Origin of the sequence: Streptomyces sp. TSRI0281 (assembly GCF_001905125.1) — a bacterium.
GTDB lineage: Bacteria > Actinomycetota > Actinomycetes > Streptomycetales > Streptomycetaceae > Streptomyces.
Genome location: NZ_LWLE01000023.1, coordinates 52,543 through 72,706, shown reverse-complemented (window position 1 = coordinate 72,706; position 20,164 = coordinate 52,543). Strand labels below are relative to the sequence as shown.

Here is a 20,164-nt window from a genome sequence, read left to right as displayed (position 1 = left end):
CCGCCCGCCCGTACAGTCGGGGCCGTGTCCACCCCGTATCTGACCCTGGCCGAGATCGAGGCGATCGCCCGCACGGCCCACGCGACCCAGAAGGACAAGGCGGGACGCCCGTACGCCGAACACCTCGCGGCGGTCGCCGAGGGGGTACGGGTCCGCGGCGGCAGCGACGAACAGATCGCCGCCGCCTGGCTCCACGACGCGATCGAGGACGACGCGCTCACGGCCGGCTGGCTGGCCGGGGCGGCGCTGCCGCAACAGGTCAAGGACATGGTCCTCGCCGTCACCAAACGGGCCGGCGAGGACCTGTCCGCGTACACCGGACGGATCCTCGCCACCCCCGGCGCCCTGCTGATCAAGGAGTCGGACCTGGCCCACAACGCCGACCCGGCCCGCCTCGCGGTCCTGGAACCGGCGACCCGTACCCGGCTGACAGCGAAATATGCGCAGGTACGCGGCCTGTTGGGTCTCACGGGGGCCGAATCGCCCACCGACCCACGGGATCAAGCCAACCCGGCGGCGCACTGACAGCCGTACCGGCAGATCCGTACCGGCAGATCCGTACCGGCACAGCCGTACGGACCTCCGCACCGCAACAGACACGTACGGGCCCTGCCGGACAGTCCGGCAGGGCCCGTACGTCGTACCGGTGCGGAGGTTCAGCGTTCGGCGGCGTTCCGCCGGAACGCCCACTTCATGTCCGGCTCGGTGGCGAACCGCAGCGCGCGGCGCACCGGCGGAGTGCACAGGAGCGTCACCGCTCCGGCGGCGACGACCGAGACGACGATCAGCCCGACCGGATCGGCGAGCCACTCGTAGCGGTCGAAGAGACCGGCGTATCCGGCGCCCTTGATCAGGAAACCGTGCAGCAGATAGCCGCAGATGGTCCCGGCACCCAGCACCGTGAACCACATGCGGCGGCGCGGCACCCAGGCCAGGAATCCGGCGGTCAGCACCAGCGCGCACCCGAACATCGCCAGTGACATCACCGCGCCCGACCACCACGGAGCGTCCAGTTCCTGCGCGCTGTCGCTGCGGTAGAACCAGCCGAGCTGCATACGGGGGGCGGCCCAGTAGGCGAACAGCAGGGCCCCCGCGAACAGCGGCAGGGACAGCAGCCGCACCTCGCGCCGCCTGACCAGGTCGAAGTGCTCGGGCTTCATGATCAGGCCCAGCACGAAGAACGGCAGGAACTGCAGGACCCGCTGGAGATCGAGGTCGTCGCCGATGTCCGGCGACACGGAGGCGAGCACGGCGATCGCGAGCGCGACCGGCAGCGGATGGCGCAGCGTGCGCCACATCGGTGTGGTGACCCGCCAGATGAAGAGGGCGACCAGGAACCAGGTCAGGAACAGCGGATCGAGCAGGCTGACCGGTTCGTCGGCCGAGCCGCCCGCGTACCGCTTGAACAGCGCGTACGCGGTCTCGAACAGGACGTACGGCACGGCCACGCCGGTGACCAGGCGCTTCACCTTGGCGGGCGTCATGTCGAAGGAGCGGGAGAAATAGCCGGAGATAAGGATGAAGGCCGGCATGTGGAACGTATATACGACGAGATACAGGGCCCGGGTGGCACGGCTGCCGTCCATCACCGGTTCCCAGGCGTGCGCCACCGCGACGAGCACGATGGCCAGATACTTCACATTGTCGAAGTAGGGGTCACGTTTCCTGGCCGGCGAGGCCGCCGACGCCGTGCCCGGCGGGGTGACCGGCACCGAGGTGGGGGGAGTCCTGGTGGCCGTCATGGTCTGCACGTGTCTGGGCTCCGACTCCCGGGGCGCTGGGGGGAGCGGGGCCCTCTGAAATACGCTCGGAGCTTGGAACATCTAAGGCACCTTAGACCCGTCGATTGTCATTCGTAAAACGACCACGAGATATTGCGTGTTCCCGCCCATTCGAAAGTGAAACTACCAAACACCGACCGTTATGACACGATTGATCCTGCTTAAACAGGGCATATCGGCGGCGAGTTGGACCAAGTGAATTACGTCGCATGTCGCGCCCGTAAAAGCCTGTGAACGAACTGTGGGGATACGGAAACGATCACTGTGATTCATATTCGGCCCCGTGTCCTCGGCGGCGTACTCACCGTTCACCCACAGCCCGCGCGCAGTTGTCGGTGAAGCCCCGTCAGCACGGGCCGAACCCGCTCCCGCCGCGCCCCGACTCGCCCCGCGGTGACCCGTGTTCATCGGATCCCGGCCGCGAGGATGGCGGAATCCGGTCAGGTTGATTCATCAGGCGGCAGCAACCACAGGGGAGTTGGTGGCACGATGGAGGCAACGGGGCGCGCTCTGGTGTGCGCTTCCGGGCCGGCAAGGCGGACCGACCAAGGGTGTGATCAGACGTGGCTATTTCACTGTCTATGGTGCTGCTGTTCGCGGTCATCCTGGTGGTGCTGATCCGTGGTGGATCCATCAAGGCCGGGCCCGCGATCGTGGCAGTGCTGTTCGGCTTCTTCCTGGCATCGACCGGCATGGCGCCGTCGATCAACAGGTTCATGAACTCGATAGCGGACACCATCAACCAGATCAGCTTCTGACCCGCGACCCGTTCCGCGCCCCGCACCGGAGGCGCGCACGGGGCACGCGGCACCCACGTGGCACGCAAAAGGCCCGGTTCGGCGATCGGATCGCCGGACCGGGCCCACGCATGGAGCGGGCGACGGGAATCGAACCCGCGTAGCTAGTTTGGAAGACTAGGGCTCTACCATTGAGCTACGCCCGCAAGCACCGCACCGCAGGTCACTGCGACCGCGGCACGAAGAGCATCGTAGCGGGTCGGTGGACCGGTCCGCACACCCGTTGTGCCGGCCGGCGGGCGGCCGGGTGGCGGGCCGCCGGGTAAATCGGCGGAAGCACTGCCCTTCTGCATGTACCCTACGTGTCGCACCGACGGGGTGTGGCGCAGCTTGGTAGCGCGTCCGCTTTGGGAGCGGAAGGTCGTCGGTTCGAATCCGGCCACCCCGACCACCAGCAAGATCGCATTGTGGGAGTCATCCTCCTTGCCGTTACTATGCAAAATGCGTGCCCGTGTGTCTGATGTACCGGGCTCGGTCCGCGAAGCCGCCTCTCGGCGGCCCAGCAGAACCCCAAGAAGTCAGCCACCAAGGAGACCGAACCGTGAAGAGCGCCGTGGAGACCCTGAACCCGACCCGGGTTCGGCTCAGCATTGAGGTGCCCTTCGAGGAGCTCAAGGACAGCCTCGACGCGGCGTACAAGAAGATCAACCAGCAGGTCACGGTGAAGGGCTTCCGCAAGGGCAAGATCCCTGCCCGGGTCATCGACCAGCGGTTCGGCCGTGGTGCGGTGCTGGAGGAGGCCGTCAACGACGCCCTCCCGAAGTTCTACACCGAGGCCGTCAACGAGGGTGAGCTGAACGTCCTCGGCCAGCCCGAGGTCGACATCACCGAGCTGAAGGACGGCGAACTGCTGGCCTTCACTGCCGAGGTTGACGTACGCCCCGAGATCGAGATCCCGGACTACTCCGGCATCGAGGTCACCGTGGACGCCCTTGAGGTCACCGATGAGGACGTCGAGAAGGCCGTGGAGCAGCTCCGCGAGCGCTTCGCCTCCACCAACCCGGTCGAGCGCGCCGCCGCCGAGGGTGACGTCGTGACGATCGACCTGGAGGCCAAGGTCGACGGAGAGGTCCTGGAGGACGGCGTGGCCGCCGGTGTCTCGTACACCATCGGTTCCGGCGAGCTCCTCGACGGCATCGACGAGGCCGTGACCGGCCTGGAGGCCGGTGGCGAGGCCACCTTCACCTCCGAGCTGAAGGGCGGCTCCGCCGAGGGCAAGGCCGCGGAGGTCACCGTCAAGGTCACCGCCGTCGCCGCCCGCGAGCTTCCCGAGCTGGACGACGACTTCGCCCAGATGGCGAGCGAGTTCGACACGCTCGACGAGCTGAAGGCGGACAGCCGCAAGCGCCTGGAGAACACCAAGCAGTACGACCAGGCCACCCAGGCCCAGGAGCGCGTCCTGGACGAGCTGCTGAAGCTCGCCGAGGTCCCGATCCCCGAGAAGCTCCTCGCGGACGAGGTCCAGACCCGCAAGCACAACCTGGAGCACCACCAGCTCGGCCAGATGGGTCTCGACCTGGAGAAGTACCTGGAGATCCAGGGCAAGACCCTTGAGGAGTTCGAGGCCGAGACCGCCGAGCAGGCGATCAAGGGCATCAAGACCCAGTTCATCCTTGACGAGCTCGTCAACAAGGAGAAGCTGAACGTCAACCAGGAGGAGCTCACCGAGCACCTCATGCGGCGTGCCGCTTCCTCCGGCATGAGCCCCGACCAGTTCGCCCAGGCCGTCGTCGAGGGCGGCCAGGTGCCGATGCTCGTCGGCGAGGTCGCCCGCGGCAAGGCGCTGGCCGTGGTCGTCGAGGCCGCCAAGGTCGTCGACACCAACGGTGAGGTCGTCGACCTCGAGGACGACGAGGACGAGGCCACCGAGGCCGCGGCCGAGGAGACCACCGAGGCCGCCGCCGAGGAGCAGTCCACGGAGAAGACCGAGGCCTGAGTCCCGCGCTGATCGGCTCCGGCTGATCCGCACGGACCGGTCCGCACGACGGGCCCCGGACGCACCGCGTCCGGGGCCCGTCGTCGTATCGCCGTGCGACCACCGGAACCCTTGTGCCCACAGCTGACCTTGCGCTCCCAGCGAACAGTTGGGGAAGCGGGATGGCGTTGTCCTACCTGCGCGTTAGGGTCCATGAATAGGAAGGGTGGGGGAGTCCCCGCCCACCCGGTACGAAGACGCTGAGACGGCCGGAGCCGTCAGAGACGAGCAGGTGGATACGTGACGAATCTGATGCCCTACGCCGCCGGAGAGCCGTCCCTCGGTGGAGGCCTCGGTGACCAGGTCTACAGCCGACTGCTCGGCGAGCGCATCATCTTCCTCGGTCAGCAGGTCGACGATGACATCGCCAACAAGATCACCGCACAGCTTCTCCTCCTTGCCGCCGACCCGGACAAGGACATCTACCTCTACATCAACAGCCCCGGCGGTTCGGTGACGGCCGGCATGGCGGTCTACGACACCATGCAGTACATCCCGAACGACGTGGTCACCATCGGCATGGGCATGGCGGCCTCGATGGGCCAGTTCCTGCTCACCGGCGGCTCCACGGGCAAGCGCTTCGCGCTCCCGAACACCGACATCCTCATGCACCAGGGTTCGGCCGGCATCGGCGGTACCGCCTCGGACATCAAGATCCAGGCCGAGTACCTGCTCCGTACCAAGAAGCGGATGGCGGAGATCACCGCCCACCACTCCGGCCAGACCGTGGAAACGATCATCCGCGACGGCGACCGCGACCGCTGGTACACCGCGGAGGAGGCCAAGGAGTACGGCCTCATCGACGAGATCATCACGTTCGCGTCGGGCATCCCGGGCGGCGGCGGCACCGGTGCCTGATCCGGCCTCTACCGGACCGGCAGCACCTTCCGCGCACCTCTCGTACACCGAGATCCCCAGCCCACAGAACGCCACCAGGATGGTGAACACCCACATGAACAACTTCCCCGGCGCCTCCGCGAGCGGCCTCTACACCGGCCCGCAGGTGGACAACCGCTACGTCGTCCCGCGCTTCGTGGAGCGCACCTCGCAGGGTGTGCGTGAGTACGACCCGTACGCGAAGCTCTTCGAGGAGCGCGTGATCTTCCTCGGCGTCCAGATCGACGACGCCTCGGCCAACGACGTCATGGCGCAGCTGCTGTGCCTGGAGTCGATGGACCCGGACCGCGACATCTCGATCTACATCAACAGCCCCGGCGGCTCGTTCACCGCGCTCACCGCGATCTACGACACGATGCAGTTCGTGAAGCCGGACATCCAGACGGTCTGCATGGGCCAGGCGGCCTCCGCCGCCGCCGTCCTGCTGGCCGCGGGCACGCCGGGCAAGCGCATGGCGCTCCCGCACGCCCGGGTGCTCATCCACCAGCCGTCCTCGCAGACCGGCCGCGAGCAGCTCTCCGACCTGGAGATCGCGGCCAACGAGATCCTGCGGATGCGTTCGCAGCTGGAGGAGATGCTGGCCAAGCACTCCACCACCCCGCTGGAGAAGATCAGCGAGGACATCGAGCGCGACAAGATCCTCACGGCCGATGACGCCCTCGCGTACGGTCTGGTGGACCAGATCGTCTCCACCCGTAAGACCACGGCCGGCGCGGCCGTCTGACGTCGGTCTTTCCCCTTGGCGCATGACGGTCACACGGTCCGGACCGTGTGAACCGTGCCAAGGGGGGCCCGAACGGGGGGCTAGGCAAGGTACCGTCGGATAGAGGCACCAGGAGTCGCTGAACCAGGCGTCTCCCAGGCGAAGGGGAAGCACCTCGTGGCACGCATCGGTGATGGCGGCGACCTGCTCAAGTGCTCGTTCTGCGGAAAGAGCCAGAAGCAGGTGAAGAAGCTCATCGCGGGACCCGGTGTGTACATCTGCGACGAGTGCATCGATCTCTGCAACGAGATCATCGAGGAGGAGCTCGCGGAGACCTCCGAGGTTCGTTGGGAAGAGCTTCCCAAGCCTCGCGAGATCTACGAGTTCCTTGAGGGGTACGTCGTCGGGCAGGAGCCCGCGAAGAAGGCCCTCTCGGTCGCGGTGTACAACCACTACAAGCGGGTCCAGGCAGGGGAGAACGGCGGTGGCGCCAATCGCGAGGACGCGATCGAGCTCGCCAAGTCCAACATCCTGCTGCTGGGCCCCACCGGTTCCGGTAAGACGCTCCTCGCGCAGACACTGGCCCGCATGCTCAACGTCCCGTTCGCCATCGCCGACGCGACGGCGCTGACGGAGGCCGGCTATGTCGGCGAGGACGTCGAGAACATCCTGCTCAAGCTGATCCAGGCGGCGGACTACGACGTCAAGAAGGCCGAGACCGGGATCATCTACATCGACGAGATCGACAAGGTCGCCCGCAAGAGCGAGAACCCGTCGATCACGCGTGATGTCTCCGGCGAGGGCGTCCAGCAGGCCCTGCTGAAGATCCTGGAGGGCACCACCGCCTCCGTTCCGCCGCAGGGCGGACGCAAGCACCCGCACCAGGAGTTCATCCAGATCGACACGACGAACGTGCTGTTCATCGTGGGCGGTGCCTTCTCCGGTCTGGAGAAGATCATCGAGTCGCGGGCCGGCGCCAAGGGCATCGGCTTCGGCGCGACGATCCGTTCCAAGCTGGAGATCCAGGCGAGCGACCAGTTCCAGGAGGTCATGCCGGAGGACCTGGTGAAGTTCGGGATGATCCCCGAGTTCATCGGCCGCCTTCCCGTGCTGACCTCGGTGCACAACCTGGACCGCGAAGCACTGCTCCAGATCCTGGTCGAGCCGCGTAACGCCCTGGTGAAGCAGTACCAAAGGCTGTTCGAACTCGACGGTGTGGAGCTGGACTTCGAGCGCGAGGCCCTGGAGGCCATCGCCGACCAGGCGATCCTGCGCCAGACGGGCGCGCGCGGTCTGCGCGCCATCATGGAGGAAGTCCTCCAGTCCGTGATGTACGAGGTGCCGTCCCGCAAGGACGTCGCCCGCGTGGTCATCACCCCGGACGTCGTCCGCAACAACGTCAACCCCACGCTGGTCCCGCGCGAGCCGCGCACCATCGGCAAGAACGACGGCGGCGGCCGCCACGAGAAGTCCGCGTAGCGGCACAGCGGCATGACGTACGCCGAAGGGGCGCCCGGCCGGTCAACCGGCGGGCGCCCCTTCGTTGTTGTGCGGTGCCGCGTGGTGACGCGGAATCAGATCTTGGTGCGCGAGGTGTTGTAGAGCTTGGCGGTGAGGGCGGCGACGTCCTCCTGCGGCATGGCCTTGCCGGTCACGGACGCGCCGATGTCGAGGCCCACGACGATCCCGATGGTGCTGTAGTCGGCCCAGATGCAGACCGGCATGACCATTTCCTTCGGGCCGTTGGCGGGTGTGCCGTCACCCTTGGCGTTGATCATCTTCATGCTCTGGCACTTCATCAGCGCGCCCTTGAAGCCCGCCGGTGTGACGTTCTCGGGGCTGCCGACCAGGGAGAACGTCGAGCCGTTGTCCCCCTGCTTCATCTCCTTCTCGGCGTTCTTGAAGGAGCCGTCGACGACCTTCGCGGGATCGCTGACCTCGCCCCACATGCCCTGGAAGGAGAGCACCTTCTGCGCCAACGGGTTGTCCTTGCTCCCGCTGGCGTAACTGGCGACCGTCTTCTGGGGGTTCTTGATCCCCATGGCCTCGGCCTCGGTCTTCTCCGTGCCCGTGACAGGGCCGGACGGCGCCGACTGCTCGTTGTTCTTCTTGTAGTCGTCCACCGAGTCCGGGGGCGTCAGCTTGTAGCCCTTGGTCGAGTCGGCCACGTCACTGTTGCTGGAGCTGCCGTCCGAGGTCAGGAAGTACACCCCGCCCGCGATGACCGCCAGCGCGACGACGGCCACGCCGATGATCAGACCGGTCTTCTTCTTCGGTGCAGCCGGGGGGAACGGGGGCTGGCCGCCGTAGGCCTGCTGGCCGCCGTAGGGGGGCGTGGGCGGCTGCTGGCCGTACGGGCCCGGCTGCTGGGCCTGCGGGTAGCCGTAGCCCTGCGGGGGCTGCTGCGGGGGAACGCCCTGGGGGGCCTGCTGCGGGTACCCGTAGCCGGGCTGGCCCTGCGGCTGGCCCTGCGGCGGTCCCTGCGGCTGGCTCTGCGGCGGTCCCTGGGGCGGCTGGCCGCCGTACGGGCCCGGCTGCTGTCCGTACGGTCCGGGCTGGCCCTGCGGCGGCTGCCCACCGTATGGGCCCGGCTGGTTGTAGCTCATTGCGCTGTCCCCTCCAGAAATGCTTATGCGTTCCGAACATCCTGGCGGAAGCAGCGCTGACATGGGGCATCGCGGATCACACCGTTACTGAACAATCCCGTTTCAGTACGGGACTGTGACGGCCCTAAACTGTCTCCCGTGACCGAGAACACTCAGCAGCAGCCAGCCAGCAACCCCGAACTGCCGACCCAGTACGCGCCGGCCGATGTAGAGGGGAAGCTGTATGAGCGCTGGGTAGAACGCGGGTACTTCGAAGCGGACGAACACAGCGACAAGCCGCCCTACAGCATCGTCATCCCGCCGCCGAACGTCACCGGAAGCCTCCACCTGGGGCACGCCTTCGAGCACACCCTGATCGACGCCCTCGTCCGCCGCAAGCGCATGCAGGGCTTCGAGGCGCTGTACCAGCCCGGCATGGACCACGCCGGGATCGCCACCCAGAACGTCGTCGAGCGCGAGCTCGGCAAGGAGGGCAAGTCCCGCCACGACCTGGGCCGCGAAGCCTTCGTCGAGCGCGTCTGGAAGTGGAAGAACGAGTCCGGCGGCCAGATCGCGGGACAGATGCGCCGCCTCGGCGAGGGTGTCGCCTGGTCCCGTGAGCGCTTCACCATGGACGAGGGCCTGTCCAAGGCCGTCCAGACCGTCTTCAAGCGGATGTACGACGACGGCCTGATCTACCGCGCCGAGCGCATCATCAACTGGTGCCCCCGCTGTCTGACCGCGATCTCCGACATCGAGGTCGAGTACCAGGACGACGACGGCGAGCTCGTCTCCATGAAGTACGGCGAGGGCGAGGAGACCATCGTCGTCGCCACCACCCGCGCCGAGACGATGCTCGGTGACACCGCCGTCGCCGTCCACCCCGACGACGAGCGTTACCGGCACCTGGTCGGCAAGCAGATCAAGCTGCCGCTCACCGACCGTACGATCCCGGTCGTCGCCGACCATCACGTCGACCCCGAGTTCGGTACCGGCGCCGTCAAGGTGACCCCCGCGCACGACCCGAACGACTTCGAGATCGGCAAGCGCCACGACCTGCCGTTCCTCACGGTCATGGACGAGCGCGCCGTCATCACGGTCCCCGGCCCCTTCCAGGGCCTCGACCGTCTGGAAGCCCGCTCCGCCATCGTCGCCGCGCTGCGCGCCGAGGGCCGGATCGTCGCCGAGAAGCGGCCGTACGTCCACTCGGTCGGTCACTGCTCGCGCTGCAAGACCACCATCGAGCCGCGCCTCTCCCTCCAGTGGTGGGTCAAGGTCGCCCCGCTCGCCAAGGCGGCCGGTGACGCCGTCCGCGACGGCAGCGTCAAGATCCACCCGCAGGAGATGGAGAAGCGGTACTTCGACTGGGTCGACAACCTCCACGACTGGACGATCTCGCGCCAGCTCTGGTGGGGCCACCGCATCCCCGTCTGGTACGGCCCGAACGGCGAGGTCGTCTGCGTCGGACCGGACGACGAGGCGCCCACGGGCGAGGGCTGGACCCAGGACAGCGATGTCCTGGACACCTGGTTCTCCTCCGGCCTGTGGCCGTTCTCCACGCTCGGCTGGCCGGAGCGGACCGACAGCCTCGCGAAGTTCTATCCGAACTCCGTCCTGGTCACCGGCTACGACATCCTCTTCTTCTGGGTCGCCCGGATGATGATGTTCGGCCTGTACGTCAACGACGGCGTCCCGCCGTTCGGGACCATCGTCCTGCACGGCATGGTCCGCGACGAGCACGGCAAGAAGATGTCGAAGTCCTTCGGCAATGTGGTCAACCCGCTGGACTGGATGGACAAGTACGGCTCCGACGCCCTGCGCTTCACGCTGGCGCGCGGCGCCAACCCGGGCACCGACGTCCCGATCGGTGAGGAGTGGGTCCAGGGCTCGGCGAAGTTCGCCAACAAGATCTGGAACGCCACCCGCTTCGCCCTGATGAACGGGGCCACGATCGAGGGCGCTCTCCCGTCCGCCGACGAGATGTCGGTGACCGACCGCTGGATCCTGTCCCGGCTCAACAAGACCGTCGCCGAAGTCGACGCGTTCTACGACGACTACCAGTTCGCCAAACTCAGCGAGACGCTGCGGCACTTCGCGTGGGACGAGGTCTTCGACTGGTACGTCGAGCTGTCCAAGACCACGTTCTTCGCGGGCGGCAGGCAGGCCGAGGTCTCCGGCCGGGTCCTCGGTGAGGTCCTCGATGTGATGCTGCGGCTGCTGCACCCCATCGTCCCGTTCGTCACCGAGACGCTCTGGACCGCGCTCACCACCCGGGAATCCGTCGTCATCGCCGACTGGCCCGCCGACTCCGGCTTCCGGGACGACGCGGCCGAGAAGGAGATCGAGCTCGTCCAGCAGGTCGTCACCGAGGTCCGCCGCTTCCGCTCGGACCAGGGCCTCCAGCCCGGCCAGAAGGTCCCGGCCCGGCTCACCCTGACCGGCACGGCGCTCGCGCCGCACGAGGCGGCCATCCGCCAGCTGCTGCGGCTCCAGCCCGCCGAGGACGGCTTCCACGCCACCGCGACCCTGCCCGTCGCGGGGGCCACGGTCGCCCTCGACCTCTCCGGCACGATCGACATCCCGGCCGAGCGCAAGCGCCTCACGAAGGACCTGGAGGCGGCAGGGAAGGAGAAGGCCCAGGCCAACGGGAAGCTCGGCAACGAGGCGTTCCTGGCCAAGGCCCCGGACAACGTGGTCGACAAGATCCGCGGACGCCTGGCCAAGGCCGAGGCCGACATCGAGCGGATCACCGCCCAGCTGGCGAGCCTGCCGCAGGGATGATGACCTGAGAGCGAAGCCCCCGCACGCCCGACCGACCGGGAGCGCGGGGGCTTCGCCGTACCCGGCGCGCCTTCTATGTCTCCTGCGCGGCCGGTCCGACCATCAGCGGCTCCGCGTTGCGGCGGGTCTTCGCCCAGCCGTTGCGCCCCCGGAGCATCCGGACGAAGCCCCGGGCCGAGACGATGAACAGGTGGTACGCGTACAGCCACAGCGCCACGCCCCACACCAGGGACTTCAGGAACGACGCGTCGGGCACGTGATCGCGGCGGTAGACCGGCCCCCACAGGATGAACGGCGTCACCGACACCACGGCCAGGACGACCATCACGGGCCAGTGGACCAGCAGACGGTCCAGCTCGTGCACGCCGTCGCCCCGCACCGCCCCGACCACCAGCGACGCGAGGATCACCACCGTGAGGGCCAGCGTCAGCAGATGCGCCAGCGGCTGGACGAAGGTGTAGAGCGTCTCCATCACCCCGCGCCCCCGGATGTGCCGGGAGGAGACGATCCGCGACGCGTAGCGCACGCACTGGAGATTGCCCTGCGCCCAGCGGGTCCGCTGCGCGAGCAGCCGGCGCCCGCTCGGCAGCGCCTCCTGGGTGACGAGGGCGTCGGCGACATGCGTGGTGCGGTATCCCGCGAGCAGCATGTGGAGACCCAGCTCGTAGTCCTCCAGCAGCGCGCCGCGCTGCCAGGGACGGCGCTCGGCGGTCGCGATCCGGTCCAGGGCACTCAGCCGGGTGAACTGGCCGTTGCCGCCGAGCCCCGTCGAACCGGTGCGGTTGCGCAGCAGCTGCATCCCCGTGTTCGACACGGCGAACTCCATGTCCTGCACCCGTACGAGGACCCGCCCCAGCGCGTTGGCCGCGCGGCCGCGCTCCGGGAACGGCCGGCGCTCGCCCGCGTTCCGCATCCGTACGGACACCTGCACCCCGCCGGTCTCCGGGTCGCCCAGCGCCTCGGGGCCCGAGACGGGGACAAGCGCCCCGGGATCGAGCTGTCCGTCCGCGTCGATCACACAGACGATCACCCGGGAGCGGTCGGTGCCCGCCGGGAGGAATTCCCCGAGCCGTTCGTACGCGGTGTTGAGCGCGGCCCCCTTTCCGGTCCTGGCGTCCGGGCGGCGGCGCCGGACGAGATGCACCCGCGGATCGCCCGTGGCGAGCGCGGCGACGATCTCGCCGGTCGCGTCGTCGCTGTCGTCGTCGATCACCCAGACGTCCGCGCCGGGGAAGCCGGCACGCAGTCGCGCCACGGTCGTCCCCACCACGGCCTCCTCGTCCCGGCAGGGGACGAAGAAGTGCCAGTCGAACAGCGCCGGGTCACCGGGGGCGGTGGGGCGGCGGCGCAGGTACGACCGGCGTGATCCCGCCCAGTAGAGAAGGAAGCAGAGCAGGAGGGCGAACGGATAGACGAGAAGAGCGGTGGTCGGTGAGGCAGGCACGACAGGCTCCGGGGAGTCGAGCGGAAGGGGACTGCCCTCAGGCGGCGAGTGCCGCGTCGTGGGCGGCGGGCCGCACGAGCCCGGTGATGAGCGCCGCGATCCGCTGGGCGGCGAGGCCGTCGCCGTACGGGCTGGGGGTCCGCTCCAGCAGGCGCAGCCCGTGGGCGCCCTGGGCGAGGCGATGACGGGCCAGCCGGCCGATCTGCGGCCCCGGCGGCACGAGGTGGGCGAAGTGGGCCATCGACTCCGGGCGCTCGGTCGACCGGCGGACCACGATCAGCGGCCGGCCCAGGACGGTGCACTCCTCCTGGATGCCGCCGGAGTCGGAGATCAGCAGCGCCGCGTGCCGGGCCAGGGCGAGGAACTCCCCGTACCCCAGCGGGGTCAGCACCGTGATGCCGTCCAGCAGTCCGCCCAGGTCGGCTTCCTCGATACGGGCGCGGGTGCGCGGGTGCAGGGGCAGCAGCACCGGCAGGTCGTCGGTGGCCAGCGCGGCGAGTTCGGCCAGGACGGTGCGCAGGGTCGCGGTGTCGTCGGTGTTCTCGGGCCGGTGCAGGGTCGCCAGGATGTAGTGGTCCGGCTCCAGGCCGTGGTGCGCCAGCAGGGCTTCGCGCCGTTCGGCCGGGGGCAGGTGGCGCCGCACCGCCTCGACGACGGTGTTGCCGGTCAGGGTGATGCGCGCCGGGTCGGTGCCCTCGGCCAGCAGGTTCGCCCGGTTCTCCGGGGTGGCCGCGCACAGGACGTCGGCGATCGAGTCGACGAGGACGCGGTTGTGTTCCTCGGGCATCGCCGGGTCGTTGCTGCGCAGTCCGGCCTCGACATGGACGAGGGGGATGCTCCGCGCGTTGGCGGCCAGCGCCCCCGCGAGCGTGGCGTTCGTGTCGCCCTGCACGACGACGGCCGCGGGCGGGTGCTCACCGAACAGCGCGTCGAGCTGTTCCAGCGAACGGCCGATCTGGACGGCGCGCGAGGTGCCGCCGACGCTGCGCAGGAGCTCCGGTGCGGGCAGGCCCAGTTCCGCGACGAACCGGCCCGACATGGCCTCGTCCCCGTGCTGGCCGGTGTGGATGAGCCGGGCCGAGGAACCGAGGCGGTGGATGACGGGGGCGAGCTTGACCAGTTCGGGCCGGGTGCCCAGGACGACGGCGACGGAGCGCGCCGGCAGCTCGGGGAGTTCGGGGGACATGGGGGGCCGTTCCTTTCGCCGTTCCCGGCCGGGGGATTCCCAGGCTCGGCGGCGCAGGTTGCACAGCGGGTGTACGGGGGGTGCGGCGGCGTTGCGCGACGCCGGTGCGCGCGGATGGGGAAGTTGGTCCCGGGACCTATGGCCCGGCCGCGGGAGGCCCGTCCGGGTCCAACGGCCCGGTGGACGTCCCCTTCGGAGGCTTCGGAGCGTCAGGAGCCTCCGGAGCGTCAGGAGCCCCAGGAGCCGGATAGCGGTAGCCCAGGCCCCGTACGGTCTCGACCGGCGCGGGCCGCCCCGTCGTCCGCGCGATCTTCCGGCGCAGCCGCAGCACGGTGTACTTCACCCGTGCCGGATCGCTGCCGGGCGGTACCTCCCACACCTGGTGCAGCAGCTGATCGGCGGACAGCACCTGACCGGCGTGCCGGGCGAGCGCCGTCAGCAGGGCGAACTCGATCGGCGTCAGATCGAGCCACTGCCCGTCCAGCACCGCCTCGTGCGCCCTGAGGTCCAGCGTGAGCCGGCCGTCCTCGACCAGGGGCATCACCTCCGGCGCCCCGCCCGTCGCACGCCGCAGCCGGGCCCGCAGCATCGGCTCGTACAGTGCCTGCGGCACCTCGGCGGTCACATAGTCGTCGGCCCCGGAGTTCAGCGCCCGTACGGCGTCGCGCACATGGAAGGAACCGTCCACGACCGCGATCGGCAGATCGCTCATGTCGCGTACCCGGCTCAGTACCTCCCAGGGGCTGAGCCCGCCCAGCCGCAGGCTCAGGATCAGCAGGTCCGGCCGATGCTTGTACAGGGCACGCAGAGCGCTCTCGCCGCTGTGCACGACCAGGGTCTCGTAGCCCTCGCCCGAGGTCACGCCGACGAGCCCCGGATGGACTCCGTCCGGGGCCGCGATCAGGATCAGCGGGATGGGGCGCACTCCTCCACCATGCGGTACCCCGCGGCTTCGCACCGCGCGCACCGACCCCGAACGGCCGAGCCGCCCCAGCCGCCGGGCGCTGCGCGCGATGTCCGTGCCCATCCGTAGACTGGCTCCGTGAGTAAGCCCCGCCCTTCAGACCGGCACGACGCGTCAGAGTCCGACGACACCTTCGAGGAGATCGTCGACGAAGCGACCCAGCGCGACCCCGACCTGGCGGTGATCGAGGCCGGGAGCCGCACCCTGCGCACCCAGTCCGGACCGCCCCTGGGCGACACCGTCCCCACCCGCCCGGCCGATCCCGAGACCGACAGGGCGCTGCACGCCGTGGAGCAGGAGCTCGCCGGCCGCTGGGGCGAGACCAAGCTCGAACCCTCGGTGACGCGCATCGCGGCCCTGATGGACGTGCTCGGTGACCCGCAGCGCGCGTACCCCTCCATCCACATCACCGGCACCAACGGCAAGACCAGCACGGCCCGCATGATCGAGGCCCTGCTGAACGCCTTCGAGCTGCGCACCGGCCGGTACACCTCGCCGCACGTCCAGTCGATCACCGAGCGGATCAGCCTGGACGGCGCCCCCATCGAGGCGGCGCGCTTCATCGAGACGTACGAGGACGTCAAGCCGTACGTCGAGATGGTCGACGCCCAGCAGCCCTACCGCCTGTCGTTCTTCGAGGTGCTGACCGGCATGGCGTACGCGGCCTTCGCCGACGCCCCGGTCGACGTCGCGGTGGTCGAGGTCGGCATGGGCGGCACCTGGGACGCGACGAACGTGATCGACGCGACGGTCGCCGTCGTCACCCCGATCTCGCTGGACCACACCGACCGGCTCGGCGACACGCCCGCCGAGATCGCCGGGGAGAAGTCCGGGGTCATCAAGCAGGGCGCCACGGTCATCCTGGCGCAGCAGCCGGTGGACGCCGCGCAGGTGATGCTGAAGAAGGCCGTCGAGGTGGACGCCACCGTCGCCCGCGAGGGCATGGAGTTCGGTGTCGGCTCCCGGGAGATCGCGGTCGGCGGCCAGCTGCTGACGCTGCGCGGTCTCGGCGGCGAGTACGACCAGATCTTCCTCCCGCTGTACGGGGCCCACCAGGCGCACAACGCCGCGGTGGCGCTCGCCGCGGTCGAGGCGTTCTTCGGCATCGGTGCCGAGCAGGCCCGGACGCTCGACGTCGACGCGGTCCGCAAGGCCTTCGCCTCGGTGCTGTCTCCGGGCCGTCTCGAAGTGGTCCGCTCCAGCCCGACCGTCGTCCTGGACGCCGCCCACAACCCCGCCGGTGCGCGCGCCGCGGCGGACGGCATCTCCGAGGCGTTCAGCTTCTCCCGGCTGATCGGTGTGGTCGGGGCGAGCGGCGACAAGGACGTGCGGGGGCTGCTCGAAGCCTTCGAGCCGATCTTCGCCGAGGTCGTGATCACCCAGAATTCCAGCGCCCGCTCGATGGACGCGGACGAGCTGGCCGGTATCGCCGTCGAGGTCTTCGGCAACGACCGGGTCCAGGTCGAGCCCCGTCTGGACGACGCGCTGGAGGCGGCGATCACCCTCGCCGAGGAGCACGAGGAGTACGCGGGCGCCGGGGTCCTGGTGACCGGATCCGTGATCACGGTCGGCGAGGCCCGGCTGCTGCTGGGAAGGGGCTGAGCCCGGTGCGTACTCTCTGCGCGTCCACGCTGATCGGTGAGTTCTTCGTGATCGGCTTCGCGGGACTCGTCGCGATGAAGTCCGACGACCTGACGTCGGCCACGGTCTGGACGGTCTGCGGCATCGGCATGGCGCTGTCCGTGCTGCTGTGCGGCGTGATCACCCGCCCCGGCGGCGTACAGCTCGGCTGGGCGCTCCAGATCGCGCTGGTGCTGAGCGGTTTCGTGGTCCCGATGATGTTCATCCTCGGTCTGGCCTTCGGCGGCCTGTGGTGGGCCTCGGTGCACTACGGCCGGAAGATCGACGAGGCGAAGGCCCGGTGGGCGGCGCAGGAGACCACCGAGGCCCCGGCCTGAGACCGGGCGGCCCGCCCGGTCGCGGGGCTCCGGGAGCCCAATCGTGGGCCTGGGGATGACGCTGCGTAACCCGGTCGTCGGGCCGTTCCCGTACCCCTGTAATCTCGCCTCACCGCACCGTATGCCTGCAAGGAGCCGTACATGACTCAGCGCACCCTCGTCCTTCTGAAGCCGGACGCCGTCAGGCGTGGGCTGATCGGCGAGATCGTCGGCCGTATCGAGCGCAAGGCCGGCTGGCAGATCACCGCGCTGGAGCTGCGTACGCTCGACGAGGGGACGCTGGAGCAGCACTACGGCGAGCACAAGGGCCGCCCGTTCTACGAGCCGCTCGTGGAGTTCATGGCATCCGGCCCCGTCGTCGCCCTTGTGGCCGAAGGCGAGCGAGTCATCGAGGGTGTACGTGCCCTGGCCGGCCCCACCGACCCGATCGCCGCCGCGCCCGGCTCGATCCGTGGCGACTTCGGCACGATCACCAGGGAGAACCTCATCCACGCCTCGGACTCCGAGGAGTCCGCAGAGCGAGAACTGAAGCTGTTCTTTCCGGGACTTTCCTGACCTGGGATCGGCCAAACAGCGCTCATGACCTGGGGCGACCGAAGTAATTCGGTCGCCCTTCGGCATAGGGTTCGAGATCGCGGGAACGCATTCCTCCGACGTAACGTCACCATGGGTAGAACGGGAACCCGTTCCGCTCATCATGGCGAAGGACCCTCGCGCTGTGTCCGTGCATACGGCACTACGATGGAAGCTTCCACGCCCGCAGCGCCAACATCGCCTACCAAAACAAGCCACTATCGCTTCTTGGGAAGGCCCGACGCATCCTCATGGGGAACAAGGGGAACTCAATGTCGTTCATCGGCCGTGACATGGCTATCGACCTCGGGACTGCCAACACGCTGGTGTACGTCAGGGGGCGCGGCATCGTTCTGAACGAGCCGTCCGTCGTGGCCATCAACACCAACACCGGCGGCATCCTCGCGGTCGGCTCCGAGGCGAAGAAGATGATCGGCCGTACGCCGGGCAACATCGTTGCCGTACGGCCGCTGAAGGACGGCGTGATCGCCGACTTCGAGATCACGGAGCGGATGCTCCGCTACTTCATCCTCAAGATCCACAAGCGCCGCTACCTGGCCCGCCCGCGGGTCGTCGTCTGCGTGCCCTCCGGTATCACCGGGGTCGAGCGACGCGCCGTCATCGAGGCATCGACGCAGGCCGGCGCGCGCCAGGTGCACATCATCGAGGAGCCCATGGCCGCGGCCATCGGCTCCGGTCTGCCGGTCCACGAGGCCACCGGGAACATGGTCGTCGACATCGGTGGCGGCACCACCGAGGTCGCCGTGATCTCGCTCGGCGGAATCGTCACTGCCCAGTCGATCCGGGTGGCCGGGGACGAGCTGGACAACGCGATCATCCAGCACATCAAGAAGGAGTACTCCCTCCTCCTCGGTGAGCGCACCGCCGAACAGATCAAGATCACGATCGGTTCCGCGTTCGAGCTGGAGAAGGACGAGCACACCGAGATCCGCGGGCGCGACCTGGTCTCCGGGCTGCCCAAGACCGTCGTGATCTCCGCGACCGAGGTCCGCAAGGCCATCGAGGAGCCGGTCAACGCGATCGTCGACGCCGTGAAGACGACGCTCGACAAGTGCCCGCCGGAACTCTCCGGCGACGTCATGGACCGCGGCATCGTCCTCACCGGCGGCGGCGCGCTCCTGCGCGGACTCGACGAGCGGCTGCGCCACGAGACGGGCATGCCGATCCACATCGCCGAGGACCCGCTGGACTCGGTGGCCCTCGGATCGGGCAAGTGCGTCGAGGAGTTCGAGGCGCTCCAGCAGGTGCTGGACGCCCAGCCCCGACGGTAGAAACTCCACGATCCGACGTGCGGACGCTGCCGTTCCGTACGTCGGATCGTTGATATACAGGCACGAACATTCCGACGAGGAAGGCACGGCCGCCGCACGTGAGGGACACACGAGAGAGCCGGCTGCTCCTGGTGCTGCTGATCGCCATCGCATTCGCTTTGATTACGGTGGATATCCGCGGCGGCGAGGAGTCACCGGTGGACGGCGCCCGGCAGGCCGCCGCGACGGTCTTCGGACCGGTCGAGAACGGGGTGGCGGCAGCCGTCGACCCGGTGGGCAACGCCATCGGCGCCGTACGGGACTCCGGTGACCGGCATGACCGGATCGCCGCCCTGGAGCGGGAGAACGCCGCACTGAAGGCCAGGCTCGGCAGCGACGACCGCAACAACAGCCGGGTCCGCCAGCTCGACGCCATGATGAAGAACGCGGGCGCCGGGCAGTACGGCATCAAGGGCGCCGAGGTCATCGCCATAGGAGCGGCCCAGGGCTTTTCCTGGACGATCACCATCGACGCCGGAAGCAACGACGGCGTCAAGCGGGACATGACGGTGCTCAACGGCCAGGGACTGGTCGGCCGGGTCACCACCGTCGGCCCGGACACCGCGACCGTCCTGCTCGCCAACGACCCCGACTTCACCGTCGGCACCCGGATGGAGAAGACCGACGAACTCGGCTTCGCCACCGGCCAGGGCTCCCGGCCGCTGTCGGTCCAGTTCCTCAACGGTAAGGCCAAGGTGAAGAAGGGCGACCGCCTGGTCACCTTCGGCTCCAGCAAGGACAAGCCCTTCGTGCCCGGCGTCCCGGTCGGCGAGGTCGTCCGCGTCGACCCGTCCGGCGGTGATCTGACCCGGACCGTCTATGTGAAGCCGTACGTCGGCTTCACCAAGCTCGACATCGTCGGCATCGTGGTCCAGGCCCCGCGCGAGGACCCCCGCGACATGGTCCTGCCGAAGAAGCCCGCCAAGCCGAAGCCCACCCCCACGGTCACCGTCACCGTCCAGCCGAACGGCGATCTCGTCGGCCCCGGTGGAAAGGTCGTCGGGAACATCAACGAGAAGCCCGGCACGAAGCCCACCGGCAAGGGCACGGACAATCCGGCGGGGAACACCGGAAACGCCACAGGAAATACCGACGGCAATACCACCGGGAACGCCGACAACGCGGCCGATCCCGACGGCGCCGGTAATCCCGACAACGCGGTAAACGACCAGGAGCAGGGCTGATTCCC

The 20,164-nt window shown here is 68.8% G+C and carries 17 protein-coding genes and 2 tRNA genes; 13 read left to right on the top strand and 6 right to left on the bottom strand.

Features of this window, described 5'->3' with window-relative positions:
- Window positions 1-24 precede the first annotated feature (24 nt).
- Window positions 25-525 (top strand): HD domain-containing protein, encoded by a 501-nt coding sequence (locus A6A29_RS25430; RefSeq protein WP_073723185.1) that lies wholly within the window; start codon window positions 25-27, stop codon window positions 523-525.
- A gap of 131 nt (window positions 526-656) precedes the next feature.
- On the opposite strand, the gene A6A29_RS25425 is transcribed toward A6A29_RS25430, so the two are convergent.
- Window positions 657-1,823, bottom strand: a complete 1,167-nt coding sequence (locus A6A29_RS25425; RefSeq protein WP_073723183.1) for an acyltransferase family protein — start codon at window positions 1,821-1,823, stop codon at window positions 657-659.
- A 521-nt stretch (window positions 1,824-2,344) separates the two neighbouring features.
- Between A6A29_RS25425 and A6A29_RS25420 the strand changes: the two genes are divergently transcribed.
- Entirely contained in the window at window positions 2,345-2,539 is a 195-nt protein-coding gene (locus tag A6A29_RS25420; RefSeq protein ID WP_073723181.1) for a hypothetical protein, read from the top strand.
- A 111-nt stretch (window positions 2,540-2,650) separates the two neighbouring features.
- On the opposite strand, the gene A6A29_RS25415 is transcribed toward A6A29_RS25420, so the two are convergent.
- Window positions 2,651-2,724: transfer RNA gene (locus tag A6A29_RS25415), tRNA-Gly, on the bottom strand.
- A gap of 168 nt (window positions 2,725-2,892) precedes the next feature.
- Between A6A29_RS25415 and A6A29_RS25410 the strand changes: the two genes are divergently transcribed.
- From A6A29_RS25410 to clpX, 5 genes are all read left to right on the top strand, one after another.
- Window positions 2,893-2,969 (top strand) — tRNA-Pro (locus tag A6A29_RS25410).
- Between the two features lie 150 nt (window positions 2,970-3,119).
- Entirely contained in the window at window positions 3,120-4,514 is a 1,395-nt protein-coding gene (gene tig / locus A6A29_RS25405; protein ID WP_073723179.1) for a trigger factor, read from the top strand.
- Between the two features lie 291 nt (window positions 4,515-4,805).
- Window positions 4,806-5,411, top strand: a complete 606-nt coding sequence (locus A6A29_RS25400) for an ATP-dependent Clp protease proteolytic subunit (protein WP_073723895.1) — start codon at window positions 4,806-4,808, stop codon at window positions 5,409-5,411.
- Between the two features lie 79 nt (window positions 5,412-5,490).
- Entirely contained in the window at window positions 5,491-6,174 is a 684-nt protein-coding gene (locus tag A6A29_RS25395) for an ATP-dependent Clp protease proteolytic subunit (protein WP_073723177.1), read from the top strand.
- A 156-nt stretch (window positions 6,175-6,330) separates the two neighbouring features.
- Window positions 6,331-7,632 (top strand): ATP-dependent Clp protease ATP-binding subunit ClpX, encoded by a 1,302-nt coding sequence (gene clpX / locus A6A29_RS25390; protein WP_073723175.1) that lies wholly within the window; start codon window positions 6,331-6,333, stop codon window positions 7,630-7,632.
- Between the two features lie 95 nt (window positions 7,633-7,727).
- On the opposite strand, the gene A6A29_RS25385 is transcribed toward clpX, so the two are convergent.
- Window positions 7,728-8,759: a hypothetical protein gene (locus A6A29_RS25385; protein WP_073723173.1), complete on the bottom strand. Its 1,032-nt coding sequence runs from the start codon at window positions 8,757-8,759 to the stop codon at window positions 7,728-7,730.
- Between the two features lie 138 nt (window positions 8,760-8,897).
- Here A6A29_RS25385 and A6A29_RS25380 point away from each other — a divergent pair, with 138 nt between their 5' ends.
- Window positions 8,898-11,519: a valine--tRNA ligase gene (locus tag A6A29_RS25380; RefSeq protein WP_073723171.1), complete on the top strand. Its 2,622-nt coding sequence runs from the start codon at window positions 8,898-8,900 to the stop codon at window positions 11,517-11,519.
- A gap of 73 nt (window positions 11,520-11,592) precedes the next feature.
- Here A6A29_RS25380 and A6A29_RS25375 read toward each other — a convergent pair whose 3' ends face one another.
- From A6A29_RS25375 to A6A29_RS25365, 3 genes are all read right to left on the bottom strand, one after another.
- A complete protein-coding gene (locus A6A29_RS25375; protein WP_073723169.1) occupies window positions 11,593-12,963 on the bottom strand; it encodes a glycosyltransferase in 1,371 nt (456 codons plus the stop codon).
- Window positions 12,964-13,000: 37 nt separating this feature from the next.
- Window positions 13,001-14,149, bottom strand: a complete 1,149-nt coding sequence (gene wecB / locus A6A29_RS25370; RefSeq protein WP_073723167.1) for a non-hydrolyzing UDP-N-acetylglucosamine 2-epimerase — start codon at window positions 14,147-14,149, stop codon at window positions 13,001-13,003.
- 136 nt (window positions 14,150-14,285) lie between these two features.
- Entirely contained in the window at window positions 14,286-15,074 is a 789-nt protein-coding gene (locus tag A6A29_RS25365; protein ID WP_158074470.1) for a response regulator transcription factor, read from the bottom strand.
- A gap of 117 nt (window positions 15,075-15,191) precedes the next feature.
- Between A6A29_RS25365 and folC the strand changes: the two genes are divergently transcribed.
- From folC to mreC, 5 genes are all read left to right on the top strand, one after another.
- Window positions 15,192-16,715 carry a bifunctional tetrahydrofolate synthase/dihydrofolate synthase gene (folC, locus tag A6A29_RS25360; RefSeq protein WP_073723163.1) on the top strand — a complete coding sequence of 508 codons (1,524 nt, stop codon included), beginning with the start codon at window positions 15,192-15,194 and terminating at the stop codon, window positions 16,713-16,715.
- 5 nt (window positions 16,716-16,720) lie between these two features.
- Window positions 16,721-17,071, top strand: coding sequence for a DUF4233 domain-containing protein (locus tag A6A29_RS25355; RefSeq protein WP_073723161.1), 351 nt, complete (start codon window positions 16,721-16,723; stop codon window positions 17,069-17,071).
- Between the two features lie 141 nt (window positions 17,072-17,212).
- Window positions 17,213-17,626, top strand: a complete 414-nt coding sequence (ndk, locus tag A6A29_RS25350) for a nucleoside-diphosphate kinase (protein WP_073723159.1) — start codon at window positions 17,213-17,215, stop codon at window positions 17,624-17,626.
- Window positions 17,627-17,916: 290 nt separating this feature from the next.
- Window positions 17,917-18,936, top strand: coding sequence for a rod shape-determining protein (locus A6A29_RS25345; protein ID WP_073723157.1), 1,020 nt, complete (start codon window positions 17,917-17,919; stop codon window positions 18,934-18,936).
- Window positions 18,937-19,034: 98 nt separating this feature from the next.
- Complete coding sequence (mreC, locus tag A6A29_RS25340) at window positions 19,035-20,159, top strand: rod shape-determining protein MreC (RefSeq protein ID WP_241838650.1); 1,125 nt, start codon at window positions 19,035-19,037, stop codon at window positions 20,157-20,159.
- Window positions 20,160-20,164 lie beyond the last annotated feature (5 nt).

Excerpts from the sequence above, each read along its gene's own strand:
- wecB (WP_073723167.1), bottom strand. The coding sequence starts at position 14,149 with ATGTCCCCCGAACTCCCCGAGCTGCCGGCGCGCTCCGTCGCCGTCGTC.
- A6A29_RS25395 (WP_073723177.1), top strand. The coding sequence starts at position 5,491 with ATGGTGAACACCCACATGAACAACTTCCCCGGCGCCTCCGCGAGCGGC.
- A6A29_RS25425 (WP_073723183.1), bottom strand. The coding sequence starts at position 1,823 with ATGTTCCAAGCTCCGAGCGTATTTCAGAGGGCCCCGCTCCCCCCAGCG.
- ndk (WP_073723159.1), top strand. The coding sequence starts at position 17,213 with ATGACTCAGCGCACCCTCGTCCTTCTGAAGCCGGACGCCGTCAGGCGT.
- A6A29_RS25345 (WP_073723157.1), top strand. The coding sequence starts at position 17,917 with ATGTCGTTCATCGGCCGTGACATGGCTATCGACCTCGGGACTGCCAAC.
- A6A29_RS25400 (WP_073723895.1), top strand. The coding sequence starts at position 4,806 with ATGCCCTACGCCGCCGGAGAGCCGTCCCTCGGTGGAGGCCTCGGTGAC.
- A6A29_RS25385 (WP_073723173.1), bottom strand. The coding sequence starts at position 8,759 with ATGAGCTACAACCAGCCGGGCCCATACGGTGGGCAGCCGCCGCAGGGC.